Genomic DNA, 19990 nt, shown 5'->3' on the forward strand with positions numbered 1-19990 from the left:
TAGTCTCCGCCGCGTTCCAGCGCCCGTTGATAGGCGGGGCGGGCGTGGATCGCCTGAATAAAGTGGGCGATATGCGGATAGGTGGCGGGATCCAGACCGCGGGTTGCGGCCGCTTCGAGGGCAAAGCTCATCATGATGTCGGCCGCCGAGAAGGTCTCGCCTACGAACCATCCGCCTCGGGTCAGGGCTTTTTCGATGAAGTCGAAATGGGTCTTGAGCTGGGGATCGACAAAACCGCGCAGGGCCTTGTCCGAGATACCCTTCACCAGAGGCTTGGCGAGAGCCGGAGCGCGCTTGGGAAGCTGACTGAATACCAGTTTCAGCAGAAGCGGGGGCATGGCCGAGCCCTCGGCGTAATGCAGCCAGTAGGTGAAGTCGCGGCGGGCGGGGAAACCCGGAGGCGGGCGCAGGTGGCCGCCCTTGTCATAGGTATCGAGCACATACTCGAAGATCGCGCCTGTCTCGGCGAGGATAATGCCGCTGTCATCCAGCAAAGGGGCCTTGCCCAGCGGGTGCAGGGCCTTGAGCGCCGGAGGGGCCAGCATGGTGGCCGGATCGCGCTCGTAGCGTTTGATCTCGTAGGGAAGCCCAAGCTCCTCGAGCAGCCACAGCAGACGTTGCGAGCGGCTGTCGGCGAGGTGGTGCACTAGGAGCATGGGCGATCCCTTTGAGTTTACAGGCCGCCTCTGCGGCCACGGCGCGGTGGGTAGGCTCCATACGAGCCGTTAGACGGATTGGATGCGGTTGGGGCCTTGGAGCGCTTGTAGTTTCTCCAAAGCTCCCATGCCCCCAGTGCGAGGGCGAGCTTTCCGGCATTCTTGCCTGCGACGCGGCGGGTGCCGCGGGACAGGAGCAGGGTGCCGATGACAGGCAGCAGACGCGACAACATGGAGCTTCCTTTCGACATACGGTTCGAAAGAGGTAACGGCGCGGGGCGAGGTAAGGTTCACCCGCGCGCCGGAACCGCCTTGTCTATTGGGCCGGGGCCTGGGCCGCTGTCTTGAACAGGTCCTCGGCAGCAGCGACTGTAGCCTCGACGCCCGCGATTACCGATGCGCGCGGATCAATGCGGAACAGCGGAGAGTGGTGCGGGGGCGGGGTGTCCTTGAGGTCTTCGGGCAGGCCGCCGACGGCGAAGATCACCGCCTTGATGCCGTGCTCGGGCGCTGCATAGAAGGCGAAGTCTTCTGCACCCATGCCCTGACGGGAGATGTCGAGCACACGCTCCTGACCCAGTTGGCCGGCGATGGCCGATTGCAGGCGCAGGGCCGTTTCGGTGTGGTTGACGGCAGGCGGGGTGGATTCGGTGGGCGAGCGGACCACGACGGGCAGCTTGTCCTCGGGGACGTTGAGGGCCAGCGCCGTGTTACGCGCGATCCGGTCAATGCCGTCCAGCAGGGTGTCGCGAACCTCGTAGCTGTCCGAGCGGACGGTGAGCTGCAGGTTCACTTCCTCGGGGATGATGTTGTGCTTGGTGCCGCCGTGGATGGAGCCAACGGTCACCACCGCTCCTTGAAGCGGGTCAACCTCGCGGCTGCGCAAGGTCTGGAGATTGGTGATGATGTAGGACGCCACCGTCACCGGATCGACCGTGGTGTGGGGGCTGGCACCGTGGCCGCCGACGCCCCGTACCTTGATGTCCACGCTGTCGGCGCTGGAATAGGCGACGCTGGGCGGGACCCAGATTGTGCCAGCCGGCAGGGACGAGGCGACATGGTAGCCGATGACATATTCAGGCTTGGGGAAGCGGGTGAACAGGCCGTCCGCGATCATGGCGCGGGCCCCTTCGACGCGCTCCTCGGCGGGTTGGGCGATCAAGACCAGAGTGCCGGACCAGTTGGCTTTGCGCGCCATCATCTGGCGGGCGGTGCCGATCAGGCCGGTAATGTGGGTGTCGTGGCCGCAAGCGTGCATGACGAACTGTTCGACACCGTCACGATCGACCTGACGGGCACGCGAGGGGTTGGGTGCGCCGGAGCGCTCCTCAAGGGGCAGGCCGTCCATGTCGGCGCGGACCATGACTGTGGTGCCGGGGCCGTTCTCGAACACGGCGACGACGCCTGTGCCGCCGACGTTCTCGGTGACGCGGTAGCCAAGGTCACGCAGTTCCTTGGCCATGCGCGCGGCGGTCTTGACCTCCTGACCGGAGAGTTCGGGGTTGCGGTGGAAGTGGTCGAACAGCGCGCCCAGATTGGCGTCATAGTCGGCACGGACCGCAGCGCTGAGCGCCGGATCGGTGGCGGCGGATGGCGTGGCGGCAAAAATCAGACCAGCGGCGGCAACGCCTGCCAGCAAGGCGGTGTGGATCCGCATAAAAAACCCCTCCCGTGGGAAATACTGAGGGATGGCAGACTATAGCGGCAACGCTGTTCGGCAAGGGCTTTAGACGAGCAAGGTCACCACGAAGGCAATTAGTGCGACGTGAAAACCAGCCAGTATTTCGGCATTGCGGCGGAAGGGTTGTTTGCCTGTCTTGTGTTTGAACAGGCTGCTTGCGGTCATCGAGCCGATGCCGCCGATCAGGGTGAGGCCAAGAAGGTTGGCTTCGCTGATGCGGCGCTGGTCCCGGACGGCGGCGACCTTGTCGAAGCCGAAGGCGACGAAGGCCCACAGATTGGTAGCGACGCAAATCAGCAGAAAGACGGGCAGGGACATGGGTTCTTGTAACGCTATGAGGTGGCGATGGGACAAGAGCCGACAACAAGCGTGGCTGTGATCCTGACGTAACGCCGGTTTCGATTGTGCGCAACGCAGAACGCCATTGCTGCGTTGAGGGGAAAAAGGAGGCCTTATGTCGTTCACCCAACTGGACCCCACTATTCCGGTATTCGTCATCGGCAAGGGTGACGGCTTTGCGCTGGGCGTCATTGATTACGGTCAGGAACACAACCTGATCTGGGTCACCGCGATTAACGAGACGGGCGAGATCTGGTGCGCGCCCAATCCCAAGGTGCGCATGACCAGCAACTGGACGATGGGACGTCCGAAATCGGCGGCGGCGGCAGCGGCGGGCAAGCTGACGGAGGCTTCATAGGTGCCCGGTGAGGCCGAGTTGAGGAGTTCCTGCGAAAGGGGTATCCAATAGCGAAACGACAGCTTGGGCTGTACCGTTCAATACCCGATAAGCAGAAGTTGCGTGCAGCGCGGGGCGGCGACGGGGCGAGGAGACACTGAAATGGCCAAGCTTTGGATCAAGGGCGCGATGGCAGTAGCAGCGACATTGACGCTGGCGGCCTGTGGCACGGTGGAGGGCGAAACCGTGCACGAGCGTGTGGCATCGCCCGACGGCAAGATGGAAGCCGTGCTGATGACCTGCTTTATGGATGGCGATGCCAAGGTGCGGCTGGTTACCGGTGCGGTGTTCGAAGGCAAGGGCGGTAACTGTGACGGGCTGAACAGCAAGGCGCTTGCGAGTGTGCGGGTGTCGATGCCGGAAGGCGATGATGACGGCCCCAAGGCTTCGGTGAAATGGGACAACGGTCACGCCGTCTTTAGCTTCGAGGGCGACCGCACTGTCATCAGCCGCGAGGCCAAGGGCAGCGGGCGGCTGGACCTGATTGCGGTGCGCGGCGAGTTCGAGGAAGCCGATATTGTCGAAGCGCCCTGAACGGATTTGATTGAAGTTTTTGAAGCCCCCGATGTTTGACGTCGGGGGCTTTTTCGTGCGCGTGTTGCGATTAAATCGTGCGCGATTTATATTGGGGCATGGCTGAAAATCCCACGCTTACGCTCGACGACTTTGTTTGCTTCACCCTGTATGGGGCGGGGCTGGCGATGAACCGTTTGTATAAGCCGCTGTTGGACCCGTTCGGGCTGACCTATCCGCAGTACCTCGTGCTGACGGCGCTGGCCGAAAAGGACGGGGTGAAGGTCGGCGAACTGGGCGAGCGGTTGCAGCTTGAATCCAATACGCTGACGCCTTTGGTCAAGCGTCTGGAAGCCGCGGGGATGGTGTCGCGGCAGCGCGATGCGGCCGATGAGCGGGTGGTGCGTGTGAGCCTGTCCGAGGCGGGGCGCGATGTGATCGCGCAGGCGCACGCCTGTATCCCGCAGCAGGTGCTGGAGGCCAGCGGCCTGACGATGGAAGAGGTCTCGGACATGAATGCGAAGCTGAAGAAGCTACAGGCGGCATTGGGCGATACCTAGGAGACGGGCATGCGTAAGGGGCTGATCGCAGCAGTTTGTGTGGGGTTGCTGGCGTCGGCGTGTTCAGGGGCTTCGGAAAGCGTGGTCGAGCGGGTGGCTTCCCCGGACGGGCGCTATGAAGCCGTGCTGATGGTGTGCCAGACGCCGTCGGATTTCACGGCATCGGATCTGTTGGTCATGGTCTATGACGAGAAGGGGCGTGGATGCGAGAAGGCGTTTGTCGATGCCGTCGCGGGCGTCACGCTGACCCATCCGGACAAGGAAGGCGTGAACGCTTCGATCCGCTGGGATGAGGATGTGTTGGTTTTGACGACCAAAACGGAGCGTCAGCTCATGTCAGGGCTTTCGCGCACTGACGGGCCGAGAATGATCCGGCTGGATGGTCCGATCACAGGCGCTGAAGGTTGGACGGTGGACGCACCAAAGGCTGAACGTACACCGCAACCCGACGTGGGCTAAGAGAACCCAATTTAGCCCTCAAGCAGTGAGCGCCCGCGCGGCGAACGTAGGGCACAAAAGAACCCCCGATGGCGAAGCCGTCGGGGGTTCTTTTGTCTTAGTTATAAGACTGGATGGGTCGGACATCCATTTCGCCGTTGCGGATGGCCTTGATGGCCTTGGCGGCGGCGATGGCTCCGTAGGCCGTCGTGTAATAGGGCAGTTTCATCATCAGCGCGGTGCGGCGGATGGCGAAGCTGTCGGCCAGAGCCTGCTTGCCTTCGGTGGTGTTGAAGACCAGCTGGATCTCGCCATTCTTCATCGCGTCGACGATGTTCGGACGGCCTTCCAGAACCTTCTTCACCAGACCGACTTCCAGACCCTGCTCGGTCAGGTAGGCGTGGGTGCCTGCGGTGGCGACGACCTTCATGCCTTGGTCCAGCAGGGTCTTTACAGCCTCGAGAATGAAAGCCTTGTCGGCGTCCTTGACCGAGACGAAGGCGGTGCCTTCGGTCGGCAGGATGGTGCCGCCGCCGGTCTGGGCCTTGGCGAAGGCGCGGGCGAAGGCCGGAGCGAGGTCGGCTTCGCCGTCACGCTTCCAGTCCAGACCCATGACTTCACCCGTCGAGCGCATTTCCGGGCCGAGGATGGTGTCGACGCCAGCGAAGCGGGCGAACGGGAAGACGGCTTCCTTGACGGCGATGTGCTCCAGTTCCTTGTCGACCAGACCGAAGGAGGCGAGCTTTTCACCGGCCATGACCTTGGCGGCGATGGCGGCAATCGGCTGACCAATGGTCTTGGCGACGAACGGGGCGGTACGCGAGGCGCGCGGGTTCACTTCGAGAACGAAGATGCGCGGGTTGTCGCTGTGCGGCTCTTCGATGGCGAACTGGACGTTCATCAGGCCGCGAACCTTGAGGGCCTTGGCCATCTCGGTGGTCTGGCGCTTCAGCTCGGCCACGATGGCGGGCGAGAGCGAGTGCGGCGGCATCGAGCAGGCCGAGTCGCCCGAGTGGACGCCGGCTTCTTCGATGTGTTCCAGAACGCCGGCCACGAAGACGGTCTCGTCGTCGCACAGGGCATCGACGTCCACTTCGGTGGCGCGGTTCAGATAGTGGTCGATCAGGACGGGATCATTGCCCGAGACGCGCATGGCCTCGCCGACGTAGCGGTCCAGACCTTCGCGGTCGTGCACGATCATCATGCCGCGACCACCCAGAACGTAGGACGGGCGCAGGACGACCGGATAGCCGACTTCCTCGGCCTTGGCAGCGGCTTCTTCAGCCGAGCGGGCCAGAGCGTTCGGCGGCTGTTGCAGGCCGATGGCTTGCAGCATCTGTTGGAAGCGCTCGCGGTCTTCGGCCAGGTCGATGCTGTCGACCGAGGTGCCGAGAACCGGAATGTTGTCTTCCTGCAGGGCGTGGGCCAGCTTCAGCGGGGTTTGGCCGCCGAACTGGACGACGCAGCCGATCAGGTCGCCCTTGGAGCGTTCGACTTCGATCAGCTCGAGCACGTCTTCGGTGGTCAGCGGTTCGAAATACAGGCGGTCCGAGGTGTCATAGTCGGTCGACACGGTCTCGGGGTTGCAGTTGACCATGATGCTTTCGACGTTGATGTCGGCGAAAGCGAAGGCTGCGTGGCAGCAGCAGTAGTCGAACTCAATGCCCTGACCGATACGGTTCGGGCCACCGCCGAGGATGATGGCCTTCTTCTTGTCCGAGACGTCGGCTTCACAGGCCGGAACCTGGCCGAGGATGCCGGTCTCGTAGGTCGAGTACATGTAGGCGGTCGCCGAGGAGAACTCGGCGGCGCAGGTGTCGATGCGCTTGAAGACCGGACGCACGTTCAGGCCGCGACGGGCGAGGCGCACTTCCTTTTCGGTCTTGCCGGTCAGGGCGGCCAGACGCGCGTCGCCGAAGCCCTTGGACTTCAGGCGGCGGAAGTCGGTGGCCTCGGTCGGCAGACCTTGAACGCGGATGTGGCCTTCGGTGCGGACGATGTCTGCAATCTGGCGCAGGAACCACGGCTCGTAGAAGCAGGCCGAGTGGACTTCTTCAACGGTCAGGCCGTGGCGGAAAGCCTGGGCAATGACGCGGATACGGTCCGGCGTCGGCTGACCCAGAGCGCGGATGACGGCGGCCTTGATGGCAGCGTCGTCGGCATCGCCCGAGACGCCTTCGATTTCGACTTCGTCAAAACCGTTCAGGCCGGTTTCCAGACCGCGCAGGGCTTTCTGCATCGACTCCTGGAAGGTACGGCCAATGGCCATGACTTCACCGACCGACTTCATGGCGGTGGTCAGGTGCGGCTCAGAGCCCGGATACTTCTCGAAGGCGAAGCGCGGGATCTTGGTGACGACATAGTCGATCGACGGCTCGAACGAAGCCGGAGTGACCTTGGTGATGTCGTTTTGCAGTTCGTCGAGGGTGTAACCGACGGCCAGCTTGGCGGCGATCTTGGCGATCGGGAAGCCGGTGGCCTTGGAGGCCAGAGCCGACGAGCGCGACACGCGCGGGTTCATCTCGATGACGACCATACGGCCGTCGGCAGGGTTGATCGCCCACTGGACGTTCGAGCCGCCGGTTTCGACGCCGATTTCGCGCAGCACGTTGATCGAGCCGGTACGCATCAGCTGGTATTCTTTGTCGGTCAGCGTCAGAGCCGGAGCGACGGTGATCGAGTCGCCCGTGTGGACGCCCATCGGGTCGATGTTTTCGATCGAGCAGATGATGATGCAGTTGTCCGCCTTGTCGCGGACGACTTCCATTTCATACTCTTTCCAGCCCAGTACCGACTCTTCGATCAGCACTTCGGTGGTCGGCGACAGGTCGAGGCCGCGTTCAACGATCTCGTGGAATTCTTCGACGTTGTAGGCGATGCCGCCGCCGGTGCCGGCGAGGGTGAAGGACGGGCGGATGATCGCCGGAAGACCCACGAAGGCCAGAGCGTCGTCGGCTTCTTCGATGTGGTGGATGGCGCGCGAACGCGGGCTCTCGAGGCCCAGCTTGTCCATGGCGTCACGGAATTTCTGGCGGTCTTCGGCCTTGTCGATGACTTCGGCCTTGGCACCGATCATCTCGACGCCGTACTTGGCCAGTGCGCCCGAGGATTCCAGAGCCAGCGCGGTGTTCAGCGCGGTCTGGCCACCCATGGTCGGGAGGAGCGCGTCGGGGCGTTCCTTGGCGATGATTTTTTCGACCATTTCCGGCGTGATCGGCTCGATGTAGGTGGCGTCGGCCACCTCCGGGTCGGTCATGATGGTGGCGGGGTTCGAGTTCACCAGAATGACGCGATAGCCTTCGGCCTTCAGTGCCTTACAGGCCTGAACGCCCGAATAGTCGAACTCGCATGCCTGACCGATAACGATCGGGCCAGCGCCGATGATGAGGATGGACTGGATGTCTGTACGCTTGGGCATCGGCGTCTACTTCACTTCGCGACCACGCACTCCCAGCCCTCGTAGTCGAGCTGGAAGGCCGTGGCCCAGGATTGCATCATGGCCGACACAGGCGCGAACGACGCCTCATCGACCGGCATGGTTGTTTCCAGGACGGTCATATCGCCCTGGCCCCGCGTCAGGAAGCCTGCGCGGCGTGCGACTTCGCAGAGGTCGCCATGAAAATCTTCCTCGCCCGAGAAATAGAACAACGTGTGGCGCGGCGTGATCCCGCTGTCGCCTTGTTCGGCGAGAGCAGCACGCATGCGGGCGTCGTTTTCCTCATGGTTCAGGTCGAAGTTCAGCGAAGGTCTCCACGCACGCAAAAAGACGGACACGAGCTTCGCTCGCGGCCGATCCGTTCAGGTTGTCGGTTAAGCGGCCCGTTTAGAGAGGGTAGTCCCCTACTGCAAGGGGCAATGGGCACCTGAACGGGGAAAAGCCGACCAATCGCTGAACTGTGTGCTCTGCGCACCCGAAAATGCGGCGCGGCGGAGGCAAAAAGAAAGGGCGGCCCCCGTGAGGGGACCGCCCGTAGATCACAGCCGGATGGCTGCGGAGATTAGAACGGCTTGAAGTTCAGGCCGACGAAGAAGCGACGACCGTACGGGTCGAAGTTCGCATTGATGGTGGTGCCCAGGATGTCGCGTTGTTCGGCATCGAAGACGTTCACCACGCCAGCGCGCAGGGTCAGGTCATCACGGACCTTGTAGCGGACGGTCAGGTCGTGACGGGTGAAGTTGCCGGTATCCAGTTGGTCACCCAGACGGGCATCGGCGTTGTTCACGAAGTCACGCGGGCGGGTGATGTTCTGGGCGGTCTGCCAGTCAGCGGTCCAGTTGACGTTCCAGATGTCGTTCGGACGCCAGGTCAGCGACGAGGTCAGACGAACGCGCGGGTAGAAGACCGAAGCGGCCAGTTCGGAGTAGTCCGACGGGTCGGCTTCGTTCAGGTACTGCTTCTGCTCGATGAGCCACGAACCGTTCAGACGGTAGTCGAACGAACCCCAGTTCTTGCCCCAGTCAGCGGTATCCCACGAGTAGCTGCCGCCGAAGTCCAGACCGCGGGTTTCAAGAGCGGCGTAGTTGAACGAACGTTCGATGAAGCCACCGATCGGGTCGCCCGACGGGGCACCCATGCCGAACGGGATGTCCGGGTTGTTGCGGAAGATCGAACCGCAGGCATCCGGGTTCAGTTCTGCACCGCTGACGCAGTTGGCGGCGATGCCGTCAGCCGAGACCGATGCGATCACCTTGTCGATGCGGATTTCATAGTAATCCAGCGACAGGGTTAGGCCCGGGATGAAGCGCGGCTGCAGAACGGTCGAGAACGTGAAGGATTCCGACTCTTCCGGTTGCAGGTTCGGGTTACCGCCCGACACGCCGGCGATGCCCGAGGTGTAGTTCGGACGGAAGTCGTCGGTGTTGGTTGCGGTGGCACCGGCGAAGTCGAAGCTCAGGCCTTGTTCGGCGGCCAGAGCGGTACAGTTCTTGATGCGGTTCGCCTTGACGGCCTGATCATCGAGAGCGGCGATGTTCAGGGTGGCGCAGGGGTCTACGAAGCCGTTGGCGAAGGTCTGGCCGTAAGGCGAGAAGTTTTCACCTAGGTTCGGGACGCGCACCGACGAGTTGAACGAGGTCTTGAAGGTGATGTCGCGGATCGGACGATAGACCAGGTTCACGCCATAGACGTCGACGTCGCCCACGGTCGAGTAGTCGGCCCAGCGGTAGGAGCCGCTCAGTTCGGCAAACTCGCCCAGCTTGCTGTCGCGGAACAGCGGGACCGAGAGTTCTGCGAACAGTTCCTTCGATTCATAGCTGACTTCCGGGAAGTCTTCGCCGGTGTTCAGGAACAGCAGGCGGTCGCCGGCGCTGGCCGAACGGCCGAGAGCCGAGGTCGATTCCTTGCGCCATTCACCGCCGAGGGCGAGGCCGAGGTTACCGGCACCCCACAGGTCCCACAGTTCGGTCGACATCGAGGCGATAGCCTGATGCTGCTCGTTCATTTCCTCGACGCGGACGAAGGCGTCGACGTACTGGAGCGCTTCGGCGGTCTGGTTACCAGCACCGAAGACGTTCAGAGGCGTACATTGGGCCAGCGACTGACGACCGTACTCGGTGTCGTTCAGGTCACCACCGCGAACCTTGTCCTCGACTGGCAAACCTTGGGCATTGAGCAAGGAGGAGCGGCAGACGATGGCACCGGCGCGGCCCATAACACCTGCGGTATCGACAACGGCGTCGGCGGCGAGAGCCATGCGTTGGGTGTCGACGGCGCGTTCGATGTTTTCAATCTCGACCTTGCCGTAGGTGTAGCCGATGTCCCAGTCGAACGACTTCATGAAGCCGGCCTGGCCGTGGCTGCCGTTCAGGCTGACGACATAACGCTGCAGGTCACGGGTGTTGGTCTGCGAACGATCCGGACCGAACAGCGAGTGACGGGCGATCGGAAGAGCTTGCGTACCCGTCAGGGCACCCGGAGCGCCTGCCGTCGGCGGGGCGTAGATGTCGATGCGATTGGCCGCGATGGCATCCTTGATGTTCTGCGGCAGGAAGGCGTTGTCGTCCCAGCGCAGATCGAAGGCCGAGGTGGCCCAGATCGAGTTGGTGTCGTCAGCCGCATAGGACGAGTTATCGAGGTCGATGTCGAAGAAGGTCGGCTGACCGCGCATGTAGGTATCCTCGGTCACGTACTTGGCCGAGGCATTGAGGTTGATCGAGTCGGTGATCTTGTAGTTCACGCCGACCTGGTAGCGCTGCGATTCCGATTCCGGGATGCGGCTGTAGCCAGCCACTTCGCCCAGCGGCATGCCGTCGCCGCCGATGTTGTACGGGCGGTTGATGCCGGTGTTGCCGACGCGCTGGCCGAAGTTGGCCGCACGGGCGACGTTGCCGTCATACACGAAGGTCTTGCCTGGCATGATGCCGTAGCAGTTCGCTGCATAGGTGAAGCCACCGCCCGAGAAGCAGTTCTGGTAGGCAACGTTCGGGTTGGTCAGATCGGACGGCTGCTGCAGGTTGGCCAGAGTGGTCTGGCCCCAAGGCAGGATGTCCAGACGGTTCACGCCATAGAAGACGTCGGCGTCGAGACGGCCGTCATAGGGCGCGGTCGTCGGGTCGGCGTCGATGCTCAGACGGATCGGCGCACGGCGAATCCAGTCGATGTCCAGCGATTGGACTTCGTCGATCTTTTCGTATTCAGCGTGGCCGTAGAGGTTCAGGCGGTCATCGAAGAAGTTCTTGCCGGCCAGAACCGAGATACGGCGGGTTGCTTCGCCGTTGTCGTTGATCTGACCGTAGTTGGCGTCGATCTCCAGACCTTCGAAGTCCTTCTTCAGGATGAAGTTCAGAACGCCCGAAACAGCGTCGGCACCGTAAACCGACGATGCACCGCCGGTGATGATTTCGACGTTCTGGATCAGCAGACGCGGGATGGAGTCGATATCGACCGACAGGTCACCGCCTTGCGAGCCGACATGGCGACGGCCGTCGACGAGGGTCAGGGTGCGGTTGGCACCCAGCGAGCGAAGGTTGGCCAGCGACAGGCCGCCGGTGTTCAGCGAGGAACCGGTGGTGTCCGACGGAACTTGCGAGTTCGACAGGGCCGGGATGGTCGCGAGGTAGTCGATGACGCTGGTTTGGCCGGTCGAAAGGATCTCTTCCTGGGTGACCTGAATCAGCGGGGTCGGAGCGTTCGCGGCGCTACGGCGGATACGCGAACCGGTGACGACGATTTCACCGAGGTCCGAGGCTTGGTCTTGAGCGGGGACAGGCTGGGCTTGCTGTGCCGAAACGCCGGTCGCGGCAAGGGCACCAACGAGAATAGTGCTGGCTAGCAAACGGGGGCGGGAAATTCGCATACGGGGGACATGCCTTTTCAAATACCGACAAACGTCGAATTTAGATATTCGAAAGGCTCTTCCGGCCGCTTTCACGTCAAGCTTTGCCGTTTCATAAATGTGTCGGAATTGGTCCTATGCTTTCGTAATGTTGCTATCATGTGACAGAAATTAAGGGTTCGTGGCCAAAATGAGGCGATTATTAACTGCGGGGGCCTCGGTGCTTAAGGACCAAGCTTGACTGTAAGTATCAAGCTTGGCCGTAATTAATCAGACGATATGCTGGACCCAGTCCGGCAGTTCGCTGATGTGGCTAAGCGTCACATAGCGGGCGTGGCCTTCGGGCGCGTCGGCAAGCTCGTGCGCCCATGTAATATGGTAGGGGATATGAATGCCCCACGCCCCGGCCTCGATAGGCGGGATGACGTCGGACTTCATGGAATTGCCCGCCATTGCCGTCTGTTCGGGACGTAGGCCGTGACGCTGGAAGATGCGCGTATAGGTGCTGCGATCTTTCTCCGAGACAATCTCGACGGCAGAAAAGTGTTCGCCTAGGCCAGAAGCGGCCAATTTTCGTTCTTGGTCGATCAGGTCACCTTTAGTGATCAGAATGAGGCGGTAACGTGCCGCCAATTCGTTGATCGCTTCATCGACACCGGGCAGGGGCTCGACCGGATGGTTGAGCATTTCGCGGCCCGCGGCGAGGATTTCGCGGACGATGTGGGCAGGCGCTTCGCCATCGCACAGTTCCATCGCCGTCTCGATCATCGACAGGGTGAAACCCTTCACGCCATAGCCATACAGGCGCAGGTTGCGACGCTCGATCTGGGCCAGTCGGTCCATCATGACCGGCTCTTCGGCGTGGTCCGACAGGAGATCCACGAACCGCTTCTGGCTGAGACGGAAGATGGTCTCGTTGTGCCAGAGCGTGTCGTCGGCATCGAGGCAGACGGTGGTGATGGGCATGGGGCTCTCCGGCAAAGCAAACTATTCGATGCACGTCGGGCGCGACGGCAAAGTTTTTTCGGTTTATGGCGGAAGTTATGAGCCAGATCGATGCCATTTCAACCGATAGCAACCGCCGCCTGAGCTGGGGCGTGGCCGCCCTTGTGGTGGCGGGTAATATGATCGGGTCGGGGGTTTACCTCCTGCCTGTGACGCTGGCACCGACCGGCAGCTCCAGTCTGGTAGGCTGGGTGGTCTGCGGTGTGGGTGCGGTGCTGCTGGCGCTGATGTTCGGCGGTCTGGGGCGGCATTTGCCCAAGGCCGACGGTCTGGCCGACTTTGCCTCGCAGGGTGTGGGCCGGTTCCTCGGCTATCAGGCGGGCCTGTTCTATTGGGCGGCGTGCGTGGTCGGCAACGTGGCCGTGGCTGTGGCGGCGGTGGGTTACCTCGCCTTCTTCTTCCCTGTGCTGAAAGAGCCGTTGTGGGGGGCTGCCGCCAATCTGGTTATTATCTGGATCACCACGGCCATTTATGCGCGCGGCACCCAGTCGGCGGCGCGCTTTGGCGTGTTGAGTCTGATTATCGGACTAGTGCCGATTGTGCTGGCGATCCTTGCCGGTGCGATTGCTTTCAAGCCTGAAATCTTTGCCGCAAGCTGGAGCCCGTCGGGCGAGCCGTTGATGAAGACGGTTCCGGCGTCGCTGGCCATCATCTTCTGGGCCTTCCTTGGCGTCGAGAGCGCGGCGGCGCTGACGTCGCGGGTCAAGAATCCGGGGCGCGATGTCGGACTGGCCTCTGTGGCCGGTGTGCTGTTGGCCTTTGTGATCTATGTGCTGGCGTGTGTGGCTGTGTTCGGGGTGATCCCTGCCGGTGTGCTGGCAGAATCGACCAGCCCCTTTGCCGATCTTGTGGCGCGGGTGATGGGCGCATCGGTTGCCGGTCTGGTGGCGGCCTGTGCTGTGGTCAAGACAACCGGCACGATTGTCGGCTGGACCATGACGGGCGGCGAGACTGCGCGGGCAGCGGCGGAGAACGGCTGGTTGCCGCGTCTGTTCGGCGGCAAGGTCAAGGGCAAGACGCCGTGGACCAATCCGCTGATGATGGGTGCGCTGATGAGTGTGCTTGTGGTCATCAGCGTCCAGCCCAGCCTCGGCAAACAGTTCGAGATGCTGATCGGCGTGACCTCGGTTTTGACGCTGGTGCTTTATGCCGTGTGCTCGATGTCGCTGCTGACGATTTCCAATAGCTGGGGGTGGCGATTGGTCGGGGTTTGCGGCCTGATCTTCTCGTTCTTTGCCGTGGTGGCGGCAGCGGGAGATTATGTCCTGCCAAGCTTGGGCTTCTTTGCCCTAACTTCGGTCGCGTGGTGCTGGGTTGGCCGCAGCAATGACACGAAACAGGATATCATTGAGGGATAAGACAGATGGCGGGTTGACCGCGACCTGCATAGTTCTTAGTGACCCCGCCGTTTAACTACTGTTTTGCCGCTTTAGGAGCCCGCGCCATGACGTCCAAGATTTTGTCCGGTGCAACGGGTGTTCTCGTTCTGGCCGATGGCACGGTGCTTTCGGGCGTCGGTGCCGGTGCGACCGGTTCGGCCTTGGGTGAGGTCGTGTTCAACACGGCCATGACCGGCTATCAGGAAATCCTGACCGACCCGTCCTATATGAGCCAGATTCTGGCCTTCACCTTCCCGCACGTCGGCAACGTCGGTGTGAACGTGGAAGACGTGGAACAGGTGACCGAAGTGGCCGGTAAGGCTGCCGTCGGTGCAGTGTTCCGCGATGTTCCGACCGATCCGGCTAACTGGCGCTCGGGCGGTGATTTCGACAACTGGCTCAAGAGCCGCAATGTGGTCGCGCTGGCCGGTGTGGACACCCGCGCGCTGACCCAACTGATCCGTGACAAGGGCGCACCGCACGCGGTGATCGCCCACGATCCGGAAGGCAATTTCGATCTGGATGCTCTGGTCGCCAAGGCCAAGGCCTGGACCGGTCTGGTTGGTCTGGACCTCGCCAAGGAAGCCACCACCCTGCAAGCGTTCGAGTGGGACCAAGGCGTTTGGGAATGGCCGGCTGGCTATCCGCGCGTGGATGCCGCCGACAAGAACGTCGTGGTCATCGACTATGGCGTGAAGCGCAACATCCTGCGTGCACTGGCATCGACGGGCTGCAAGATCACTGTGGTTCCGGCCGATACCAAGGCTGAAGACATTCTGGCCCGCAATCCGGACGGTATCGTCCTGTCGAACGGTCCGGGCGATCCGGCAGCGACCGGCGAATACGCCGTGCCGGAAATCAAGAAGCTGATCGCTTCGAGCAAGCCGATCATGGGCATCTGCCTGGGTCACCAGATGCTGGCCATCGCTGTCGGTGCCAAGACCATCAAGATGGTTCAGGGCCACCACGGCGCGAACCACCCGGTGAAGGACCTGACGACCGGCAAGGTCGAGATCGTGTCCATGAACCACGGCTTCGCGGTTGACCAAGCCAGCTTGCCGGATGGCGTTGAAGAAACCCACGTCAGCCTGTTCGACGGTACCAACTGCGGTATTGCATTAACTGGCAAGCCGGTGTTCTCGGTTCAGCACCACCCGGAAGCATCGCCGGGACCGACGGACAGCCTGTACCTGTTCCAGCGTTTTGCGGATTCTATGCGAGGATAAATGACGGCACATGCGGTGCGCTCGGCCTATCTAGGCTGGCTTGCAACCGCGATCGCGAAGGTGAGGGGGGCTACCTCAGCTATCGCGGGCGACGAGCAAGATCTCGTTTTGGGATATGCTACCGGCTACGATTCAGCCGACGTCGCCATCTTCGTCCGATCATTGCGTTCACATTACAGCGGAGCCATTGCGCTGGTTGTGGACCCCGATCCCGAGCTTCGGGATTTTCTGAAGAGCTATGATGTCGAAACCCTCGATGCGCCGGATCTGGCGCTCGAGGGTGGCGACTGGACACCGCATCCGGTGGTGTCCCGATTTGCGGGCTTTGATGCCCTGCTGCGGTCGCGGCCCTGGGTGCGAAACGCGCTGCTGACCGATGTGCGTGATGTGGTGTTTCAGGCATCGCCGCTGGAGCCTGCGCCCGAGGGGCTGGAGTTCTTTGCCGAATGCGAGACGCCGCTCAGCCTTCATGACTTCAACATGAAATACATCCGCGCTGTCGGCGGCGAGAAGTTGGCCGAGGCCGTGGCAGATCAGGCCTGCATCTGTGTGGGTACGGTGATCGGCCCGCGCGAGCAGTTGATGCGGTTCTGCCGTCTGATCCTGATGCTGGGGGCCATTCCGCGTTCGGAGATTGGCGGAGCGTTCGGGGCCGATCAGGCGACCTGTAATCTGGCGGTACATCTGGGGTTGCTGGAGGGGCAGGTGATGCCTAACCACAGCCGCGTGGCGACGCTGGGCATGGTGCCGACCTCCAAGCTGACGCTGAAGGAGGGCATGATCCATAATCCTGACGGATCGGTCAGCCCCATTGTCCATCAGTATGACCGGCATCCCCTGTTGATGACCGCCATGTGGTCGCGGTGGGCCGCCGATGTGGAGAAGCGCGAGCGGTGTCGGCCAAAGACGCTGGGCGACCGCATCGACAAGGTGGTCCAGTCGGTCAAGCGGCGCACGCTGGAACTGCGCTGACCTTGGGTCGGTCATAAAAAAGATCACCGCCAGCGGGGCTGTGCGGTGATCCGGGGCGTTCGGTTAGGGAAGGACGCTGGCGGTGCGGCGCGTCTCTGCGGCTTTGGTCACGGCAGCGAAGGCCGCGTTAATCCAATAGGCAGCGTCTTCGGTACGGCGTTCCTCGCGACGTTGCAGACCACGCTGGCGGCGGAGCGCCGCATTGGCCAGCAGACGCGCATGAAGCGCGCGCGGCGTCGGGTTGGCGACAGCGGGGGAACCGGGGACGGCAACGGCGTCGGGGCCGACCGGAACCACCGCGGGAGAGGCGATGGTGAAAGGCATATTTTGCACTCGATAACTTTCCACAACGGCTGTGGATAAGCCTGTGTACCGAAGAATCTCGTTCAGATTCCGGCAGTTGCTACCGCAAAGCTGCCGCAAGGCTTACTAAAATCTTAACAGATATGCACAGGCGATAGGCTGGATTTATGGTCGCAAATCGAGGGCTTTACGCCTAGTGTAGGGGCTTGAGTTTCCGGGGCCTGATGTGCGGTTTGACGAACGATTTATCGAAGAACTGAAGGCACGGCTGCGCCCGTCCGATGTGATCGGCCGCTCGGTGAAGCTTAAGCGGCAGGGGCGCGAGTTTGTGGGCCTCAGCCCGTTCGCCAAGGAAAAGTCGCCCAGCTTTTTCGTGAATGACGACAAGGGCTTCTTCCACGATTTCTCCTCGGGCAAGCACGGCGACATCATCAGCTTTCTTCAGGAAACCGAGCGTCTGAGCTTTGTCGAGGCGGTGTCGCGTCTGGCGGCAGAGGCGGGGATGCAGATGCCCGCCGAGGACCCGCAATCGGCCGAGCGCGAGCAAAAGCGTGCAGGTCTGTCCGACTGGATGGACTGGGCGCAGAAATGGTTCGCGGCCAATCTGCGTCGGCAGGTCGGGACCGCCACTCGCGAATATCTGGAAAAGCGTGGCCTGCCGGAAGACCAGTGGGAGCGGTTCGGTCTGGGCTATGCGCCCAATGACCGCGAGGGGCTGAAGAACGCGCTGGTACAGCGCGGGGCGAAGCCGGGTGAGTTGGTCGAAGCGGGGCTGCTGATTGCGCCCGAAGGCGGCGGTCAGCCCTATGACCGTTTCCGTGACCGCTTGATGTTCCCCATTCTGGACGCGCGCGGGCGGATCGTCTCCTTCGGCGGTCGGGCGATGAACCCCGATGACCGCGCCAAGTATCTGAATGGTCCGGAAAGCCCGCTCTTCCATAAGGGCGCGACGCTTTATGGCCTGCCGGAAGCGCGGCGCATCCTTGGTGCGGAGAAGCGCGGCGAGCAGGGGATCATCGTCGTTGAAGGCTATATGGATGTGATCGCCTGTCAGCGTGCGGGCCTTCCGGCTGTTGCACCGATGGGCACGGCGCTGACGGAAGAGCAGATGGAGCGGCTGTGGCGCGTGTCGTCGGAGCCGGTGCTTTGCTTTGACGGCGACAATGCGGGTCTGAGGGCGGCGTATCGGGCTATCGAGCGGGCATTGCCGCTGCTGAAGCCGGGGCGCTCGTTCCGGTTTGCCTTGCTCGAAGGCGGGCAGGACCCCGACGATGTGCTGCGCGACAAGGGGGCACCGGCGTTGCGTCAGATGGTGGCTCAGACCAAGACCTTCTCTGAAGTTTTGTTCCAGCGCGAGGTCGAGGCTGAGCCTCTGGATACGCCGGAGCGCAAGGCGGGCCTGAAGGGGCGACTGCGGGCGGCGGCCGGTGCGGTGCAGGACAAGGACCTTGCCGAACAATATCGCCGCGACCTGTTTGATCGCTTCGATGCCCTCTTCCCGCGCCAACAGAACCAACGGCCGCAAGGGCAGAGCGGGGGCTTTGGCGAGCGCAAGAAATGGGGGCGCGAGGTTCTTCAGGGCCAGACCGCTGAAGGACAGCGGGCCATGCATGCGCTGTCGCGCTCCATCGAGCCTGTGGCGGCGGCGCTGGTGCACGGTGTGATCGATGATCCCGAGCGTCTGGATGACCATATGGAGGCCATTGCCCGCTATGGATTTGGCGATCCGGCGCTGATGGATCTGGCAAAAGAGCTTGTGCGGCTACGTTTCTCGGGGCGGAGCCTTGACTCTGCGGCTTTGCGCCGCCATCTGGCATCATCGGGTCATGACGTCTTGATGCACGAGGTCGAGAAGGCGGCGGCAAAGTCCGGCGCGCCATTCCTGGCTGCAGACAAGCCCCTCGGCGAGATGAGGGCCCTTTGGTCGCAGGCGTTTGACGTCCTGATCCGCGCAGCGGCTCTGGACGAGGCGCTGGCGTCAGCAAAGTCGGAGGCTCACAAGGCTTTCGATGCCTCGGCTTTCGCACTGGTGAAGGCCGAGCGTGACGCACTGCGCCGAGCCATCAAGACTGGAACGATTTGGACCCCGTCGGCGTCTTCCTAGTGAAGAAAAGTCGATGAGTTGCATTTTCGCCGCAGGTGGGCCGCAGCAGCCCCTTGGCGGTGGTGGAGAGAAATTGAATGAGCGCGCAGAACGAGACGCAGGACAACGAGGCCCAGTCGGATGGTCCGCTGCTTGACCTGACCGATGCCGGCGTCAAGAAGTTCATCAAGCAGGCCAAGGCGCGTGGCTATGTCACGATGGAGGAACTGAACAAGGTCCTCCCGTCCGAAGAAGTCAGTGGCGATGCCATTGAGGACACGCTGGCCATGCTGTCGGAAATGGGCGTCAACGTCGTTGAAGCCGAAGAAGACGCCGCCGAAGCGCAAGGCACCGAAGTGGCCAATGCTGCTGAAACTGCTGTCGCCGAGACGCCTGCCAAGTCGCAGTACGACCGTACCGATGACCCGGTGCGTATGTATCTGCGCGAAATGGGCTCGGTCGAACTGCTGAGCCGCGAGGGCGAAATCGCCATCGCCAAGCGTATCGAAGCTGGCCGCGACGCCATGATCTCGGGTCTGTGCGAAAGCGCCCTGACCTTTGAAGCCATCATGGTGTGGCGCGAAGAGCTGGCGAACAACCGTATTCTGCTGCGCGATGTGATCGATCTGGATGCCACCTATGGCGTGCTGAACCCGTCGTCGCTGCCGCACAACCAGCCGGATCCGTCGCAAGAGCCCGAAGAGAAGCCGGAAGGCGAGGGCGACGAGGACGACGACGATTTCGACGACGGCGCAGGCATGTCGATCTCGGCTCTGGAAGCCGAACTGCGTGACGGTGTCATGGAAGTGCTGGACGCGATTGCGGCCGACTTCGGTGGCTTCCGCAAGCTGCAGGACAAGCTGGTTGAAGCCCGCCTGAAGGGCGAGGAACTGGCTGCCAAGGACCAGAAGGCTTACGAGACGCTGACCACGGCGATCTCTGACCGCCTGAAGACCATGAAGCTGAACAATGCGCGTATCGAGTCGCTGGTCGAGCAGCTCTATGCCATCAACAAGCGTCTGATCGGTCTGGAAGGTCGCCTGCTGCGTCTGGCCGACACCTATGGCATTTCGCGCCCCGAGTTCCTCAAGGCCTACTTCGGTTCGGAGCTTGATCCGAACTGGTCCGAGAAGATCAAGGAAATGGGCGTGCGCTGGACCAAGT

18 protein-coding genes are annotated in these 19990 nt (G+C 62.3%); 9 read left to right on the top strand and 9 right to left on the bottom strand.

Annotation, left to right across the window (positions count from 1 at the left end; genetic code table 11):
- The 4 genes from OB03_RS03935 to OB03_RS03950 form a co-directional block, all read right to left on the bottom strand.
- A partial coding sequence (locus OB03_RS03935) for a glutathione S-transferase (protein ID WP_461343293.1) occupies positions 1 to 656 on the bottom strand: 656 nt, incomplete at its 3' end.
- 17 nt (positions 657 to 673) lie between these two features.
- A complete protein-coding gene (locus OB03_RS03940) occupies positions 674 to 889 on the bottom strand; it encodes a cysteine protease (RefSeq protein WP_242914522.1) in 216 nt (71 codons plus the stop codon).
- Between the two features lie 83 nt (positions 890 to 972).
- On the bottom strand, positions 973 to 2313 hold the full coding sequence (locus tag OB03_RS03945; RefSeq protein WP_461343294.1) for a M20 metallopeptidase family protein: 1341 nt from the start codon (positions 2311 to 2313) through the stop codon (positions 973 to 975).
- 69 nt (positions 2314 to 2382) lie between these two features.
- Positions 2383 to 2655 carry a DUF1294 domain-containing protein gene (locus OB03_RS03950; protein WP_461343295.1) on the bottom strand — a complete coding sequence of 91 codons (273 nt, stop codon included), beginning with the start codon at positions 2653 to 2655 and terminating at the stop codon, positions 2383 to 2385.
- A 136-nt stretch (positions 2656 to 2791) separates the two neighbouring features.
- Here OB03_RS03950 and OB03_RS03955 point away from each other — a divergent pair, with 136 nt between their 5' ends.
- The 4 genes from OB03_RS03955 (at position 2792) to OB03_RS03970 (ending at position 4605) form a co-directional block, all read left to right on the top strand.
- Positions 2792 to 3034, top strand: a complete 243-nt coding sequence (locus tag OB03_RS03955) for a hypothetical protein (protein ID WP_242914528.1) — start codon at positions 2792 to 2794, stop codon at positions 3032 to 3034.
- 141 nt (positions 3035 to 3175) lie between these two features.
- Positions 3176 to 3607: a hypothetical protein gene (locus tag OB03_RS03960; RefSeq protein ID WP_461343296.1), complete on the top strand. Its 432-nt coding sequence runs from the start codon at positions 3176 to 3178 to the stop codon at positions 3605 to 3607.
- A gap of 98 nt (positions 3608 to 3705) precedes the next feature.
- Positions 3706 to 4146, top strand: a complete 441-nt coding sequence (locus OB03_RS03965) for a MarR family winged helix-turn-helix transcriptional regulator (RefSeq protein WP_461343297.1) — start codon at positions 3706 to 3708, stop codon at positions 4144 to 4146.
- A gap of 9 nt (positions 4147 to 4155) precedes the next feature.
- Positions 4156 to 4605, top strand: coding sequence for a hypothetical protein (locus tag OB03_RS03970; RefSeq protein WP_461343298.1), 450 nt, complete (start codon positions 4156 to 4158; stop codon positions 4603 to 4605).
- A gap of 97 nt (positions 4606 to 4702) precedes the next feature.
- Here the strand turns inward: OB03_RS03970 and carB are convergent, their stop codons facing one another.
- From carB to OB03_RS03990, 4 genes are all read right to left on the bottom strand, one after another.
- Positions 4703 to 8002, bottom strand: a complete 3300-nt coding sequence (gene carB / locus OB03_RS03975; RefSeq protein ID WP_461343299.1) for a carbamoyl-phosphate synthase large subunit — start codon at positions 8000 to 8002, stop codon at positions 4703 to 4705.
- Positions 8003 to 8013: 11 nt separating this feature from the next.
- A complete protein-coding gene (locus tag OB03_RS03980; RefSeq protein ID WP_242914537.1) occupies positions 8014 to 8358 on the bottom strand; it encodes a hypothetical protein in 345 nt (114 codons plus the stop codon).
- Between the two features lie 224 nt (positions 8359 to 8582).
- Positions 8583 to 11879 carry a TonB-dependent receptor domain-containing protein gene (locus OB03_RS03985; RefSeq protein WP_461343300.1) on the bottom strand — a complete coding sequence of 1099 codons (3297 nt, stop codon included), beginning with the start codon at positions 11877 to 11879 and terminating at the stop codon, positions 8583 to 8585.
- Positions 11880 to 12128: 249 nt separating this feature from the next.
- A complete protein-coding gene (locus OB03_RS03990; RefSeq protein WP_461343301.1) occupies positions 12129 to 12824 on the bottom strand; it encodes an HAD family hydrolase in 696 nt (231 codons plus the stop codon).
- A gap of 77 nt (positions 12825 to 12901) precedes the next feature.
- Between OB03_RS03990 and OB03_RS03995 the strand changes: the two genes are divergently transcribed.
- The 3 genes from OB03_RS03995 to OB03_RS04005 all read left to right on the top strand — a co-directional run bounded on the left by OB03_RS03995 (position 12902) and on the right by OB03_RS04005 (position 16440).
- A complete protein-coding gene (locus OB03_RS03995; protein WP_242914543.1) occupies positions 12902 to 14221 on the top strand; it encodes an amino acid permease in 1320 nt (439 codons plus the stop codon).
- Between the two features lie 86 nt (positions 14222 to 14307).
- Positions 14308 to 15468, top strand: coding sequence for a glutamine-hydrolyzing carbamoyl-phosphate synthase small subunit (gene carA, locus OB03_RS04000; protein ID WP_242914545.1), 1161 nt, complete (start codon positions 14308 to 14310; stop codon positions 15466 to 15468).
- The gene (locus OB03_RS04005; RefSeq protein ID WP_461343302.1) at positions 15469 to 16440 is read left to right on the top strand and encodes a hypothetical protein; all 972 of its coding nucleotides are present in this window, start codon (positions 15469 to 15471) and stop codon (positions 16438 to 16440) included.
- 63 nt (positions 16441 to 16503) lie between these two features.
- Here the strand turns inward: OB03_RS04005 and OB03_RS04010 are convergent, their stop codons facing one another.
- Positions 16504 to 16764 carry a hypothetical protein gene (locus tag OB03_RS04010; RefSeq protein WP_242914549.1) on the bottom strand — a complete coding sequence of 87 codons (261 nt, stop codon included), beginning with the start codon at positions 16762 to 16764 and terminating at the stop codon, positions 16504 to 16506.
- 205 nt (positions 16765 to 16969) lie between these two features.
- On the opposite strand from OB03_RS04010, the gene dnaG reads away from it, so the two are divergent.
- Together dnaG and OB03_RS04020 are read left to right on the top strand one after the other, a co-directional pair.
- Entirely contained in the window at positions 16970 to 18847 is a 1878-nt protein-coding gene (dnaG, locus tag OB03_RS04015) for a DNA primase (RefSeq protein ID WP_242914550.1), read from the top strand.
- A 77-nt stretch (positions 18848 to 18924) separates the two neighbouring features.
- A partial coding sequence (locus OB03_RS04020; RefSeq protein ID WP_461343303.1) for an RNA polymerase sigma factor region1.1 domain-containing protein occupies positions 18925 to 19990 on the top strand: 1066 nt, incomplete at its 3' end.

It is taken from the genome of Brevundimonas sp. GN22, from assembly GCF_054824005.1.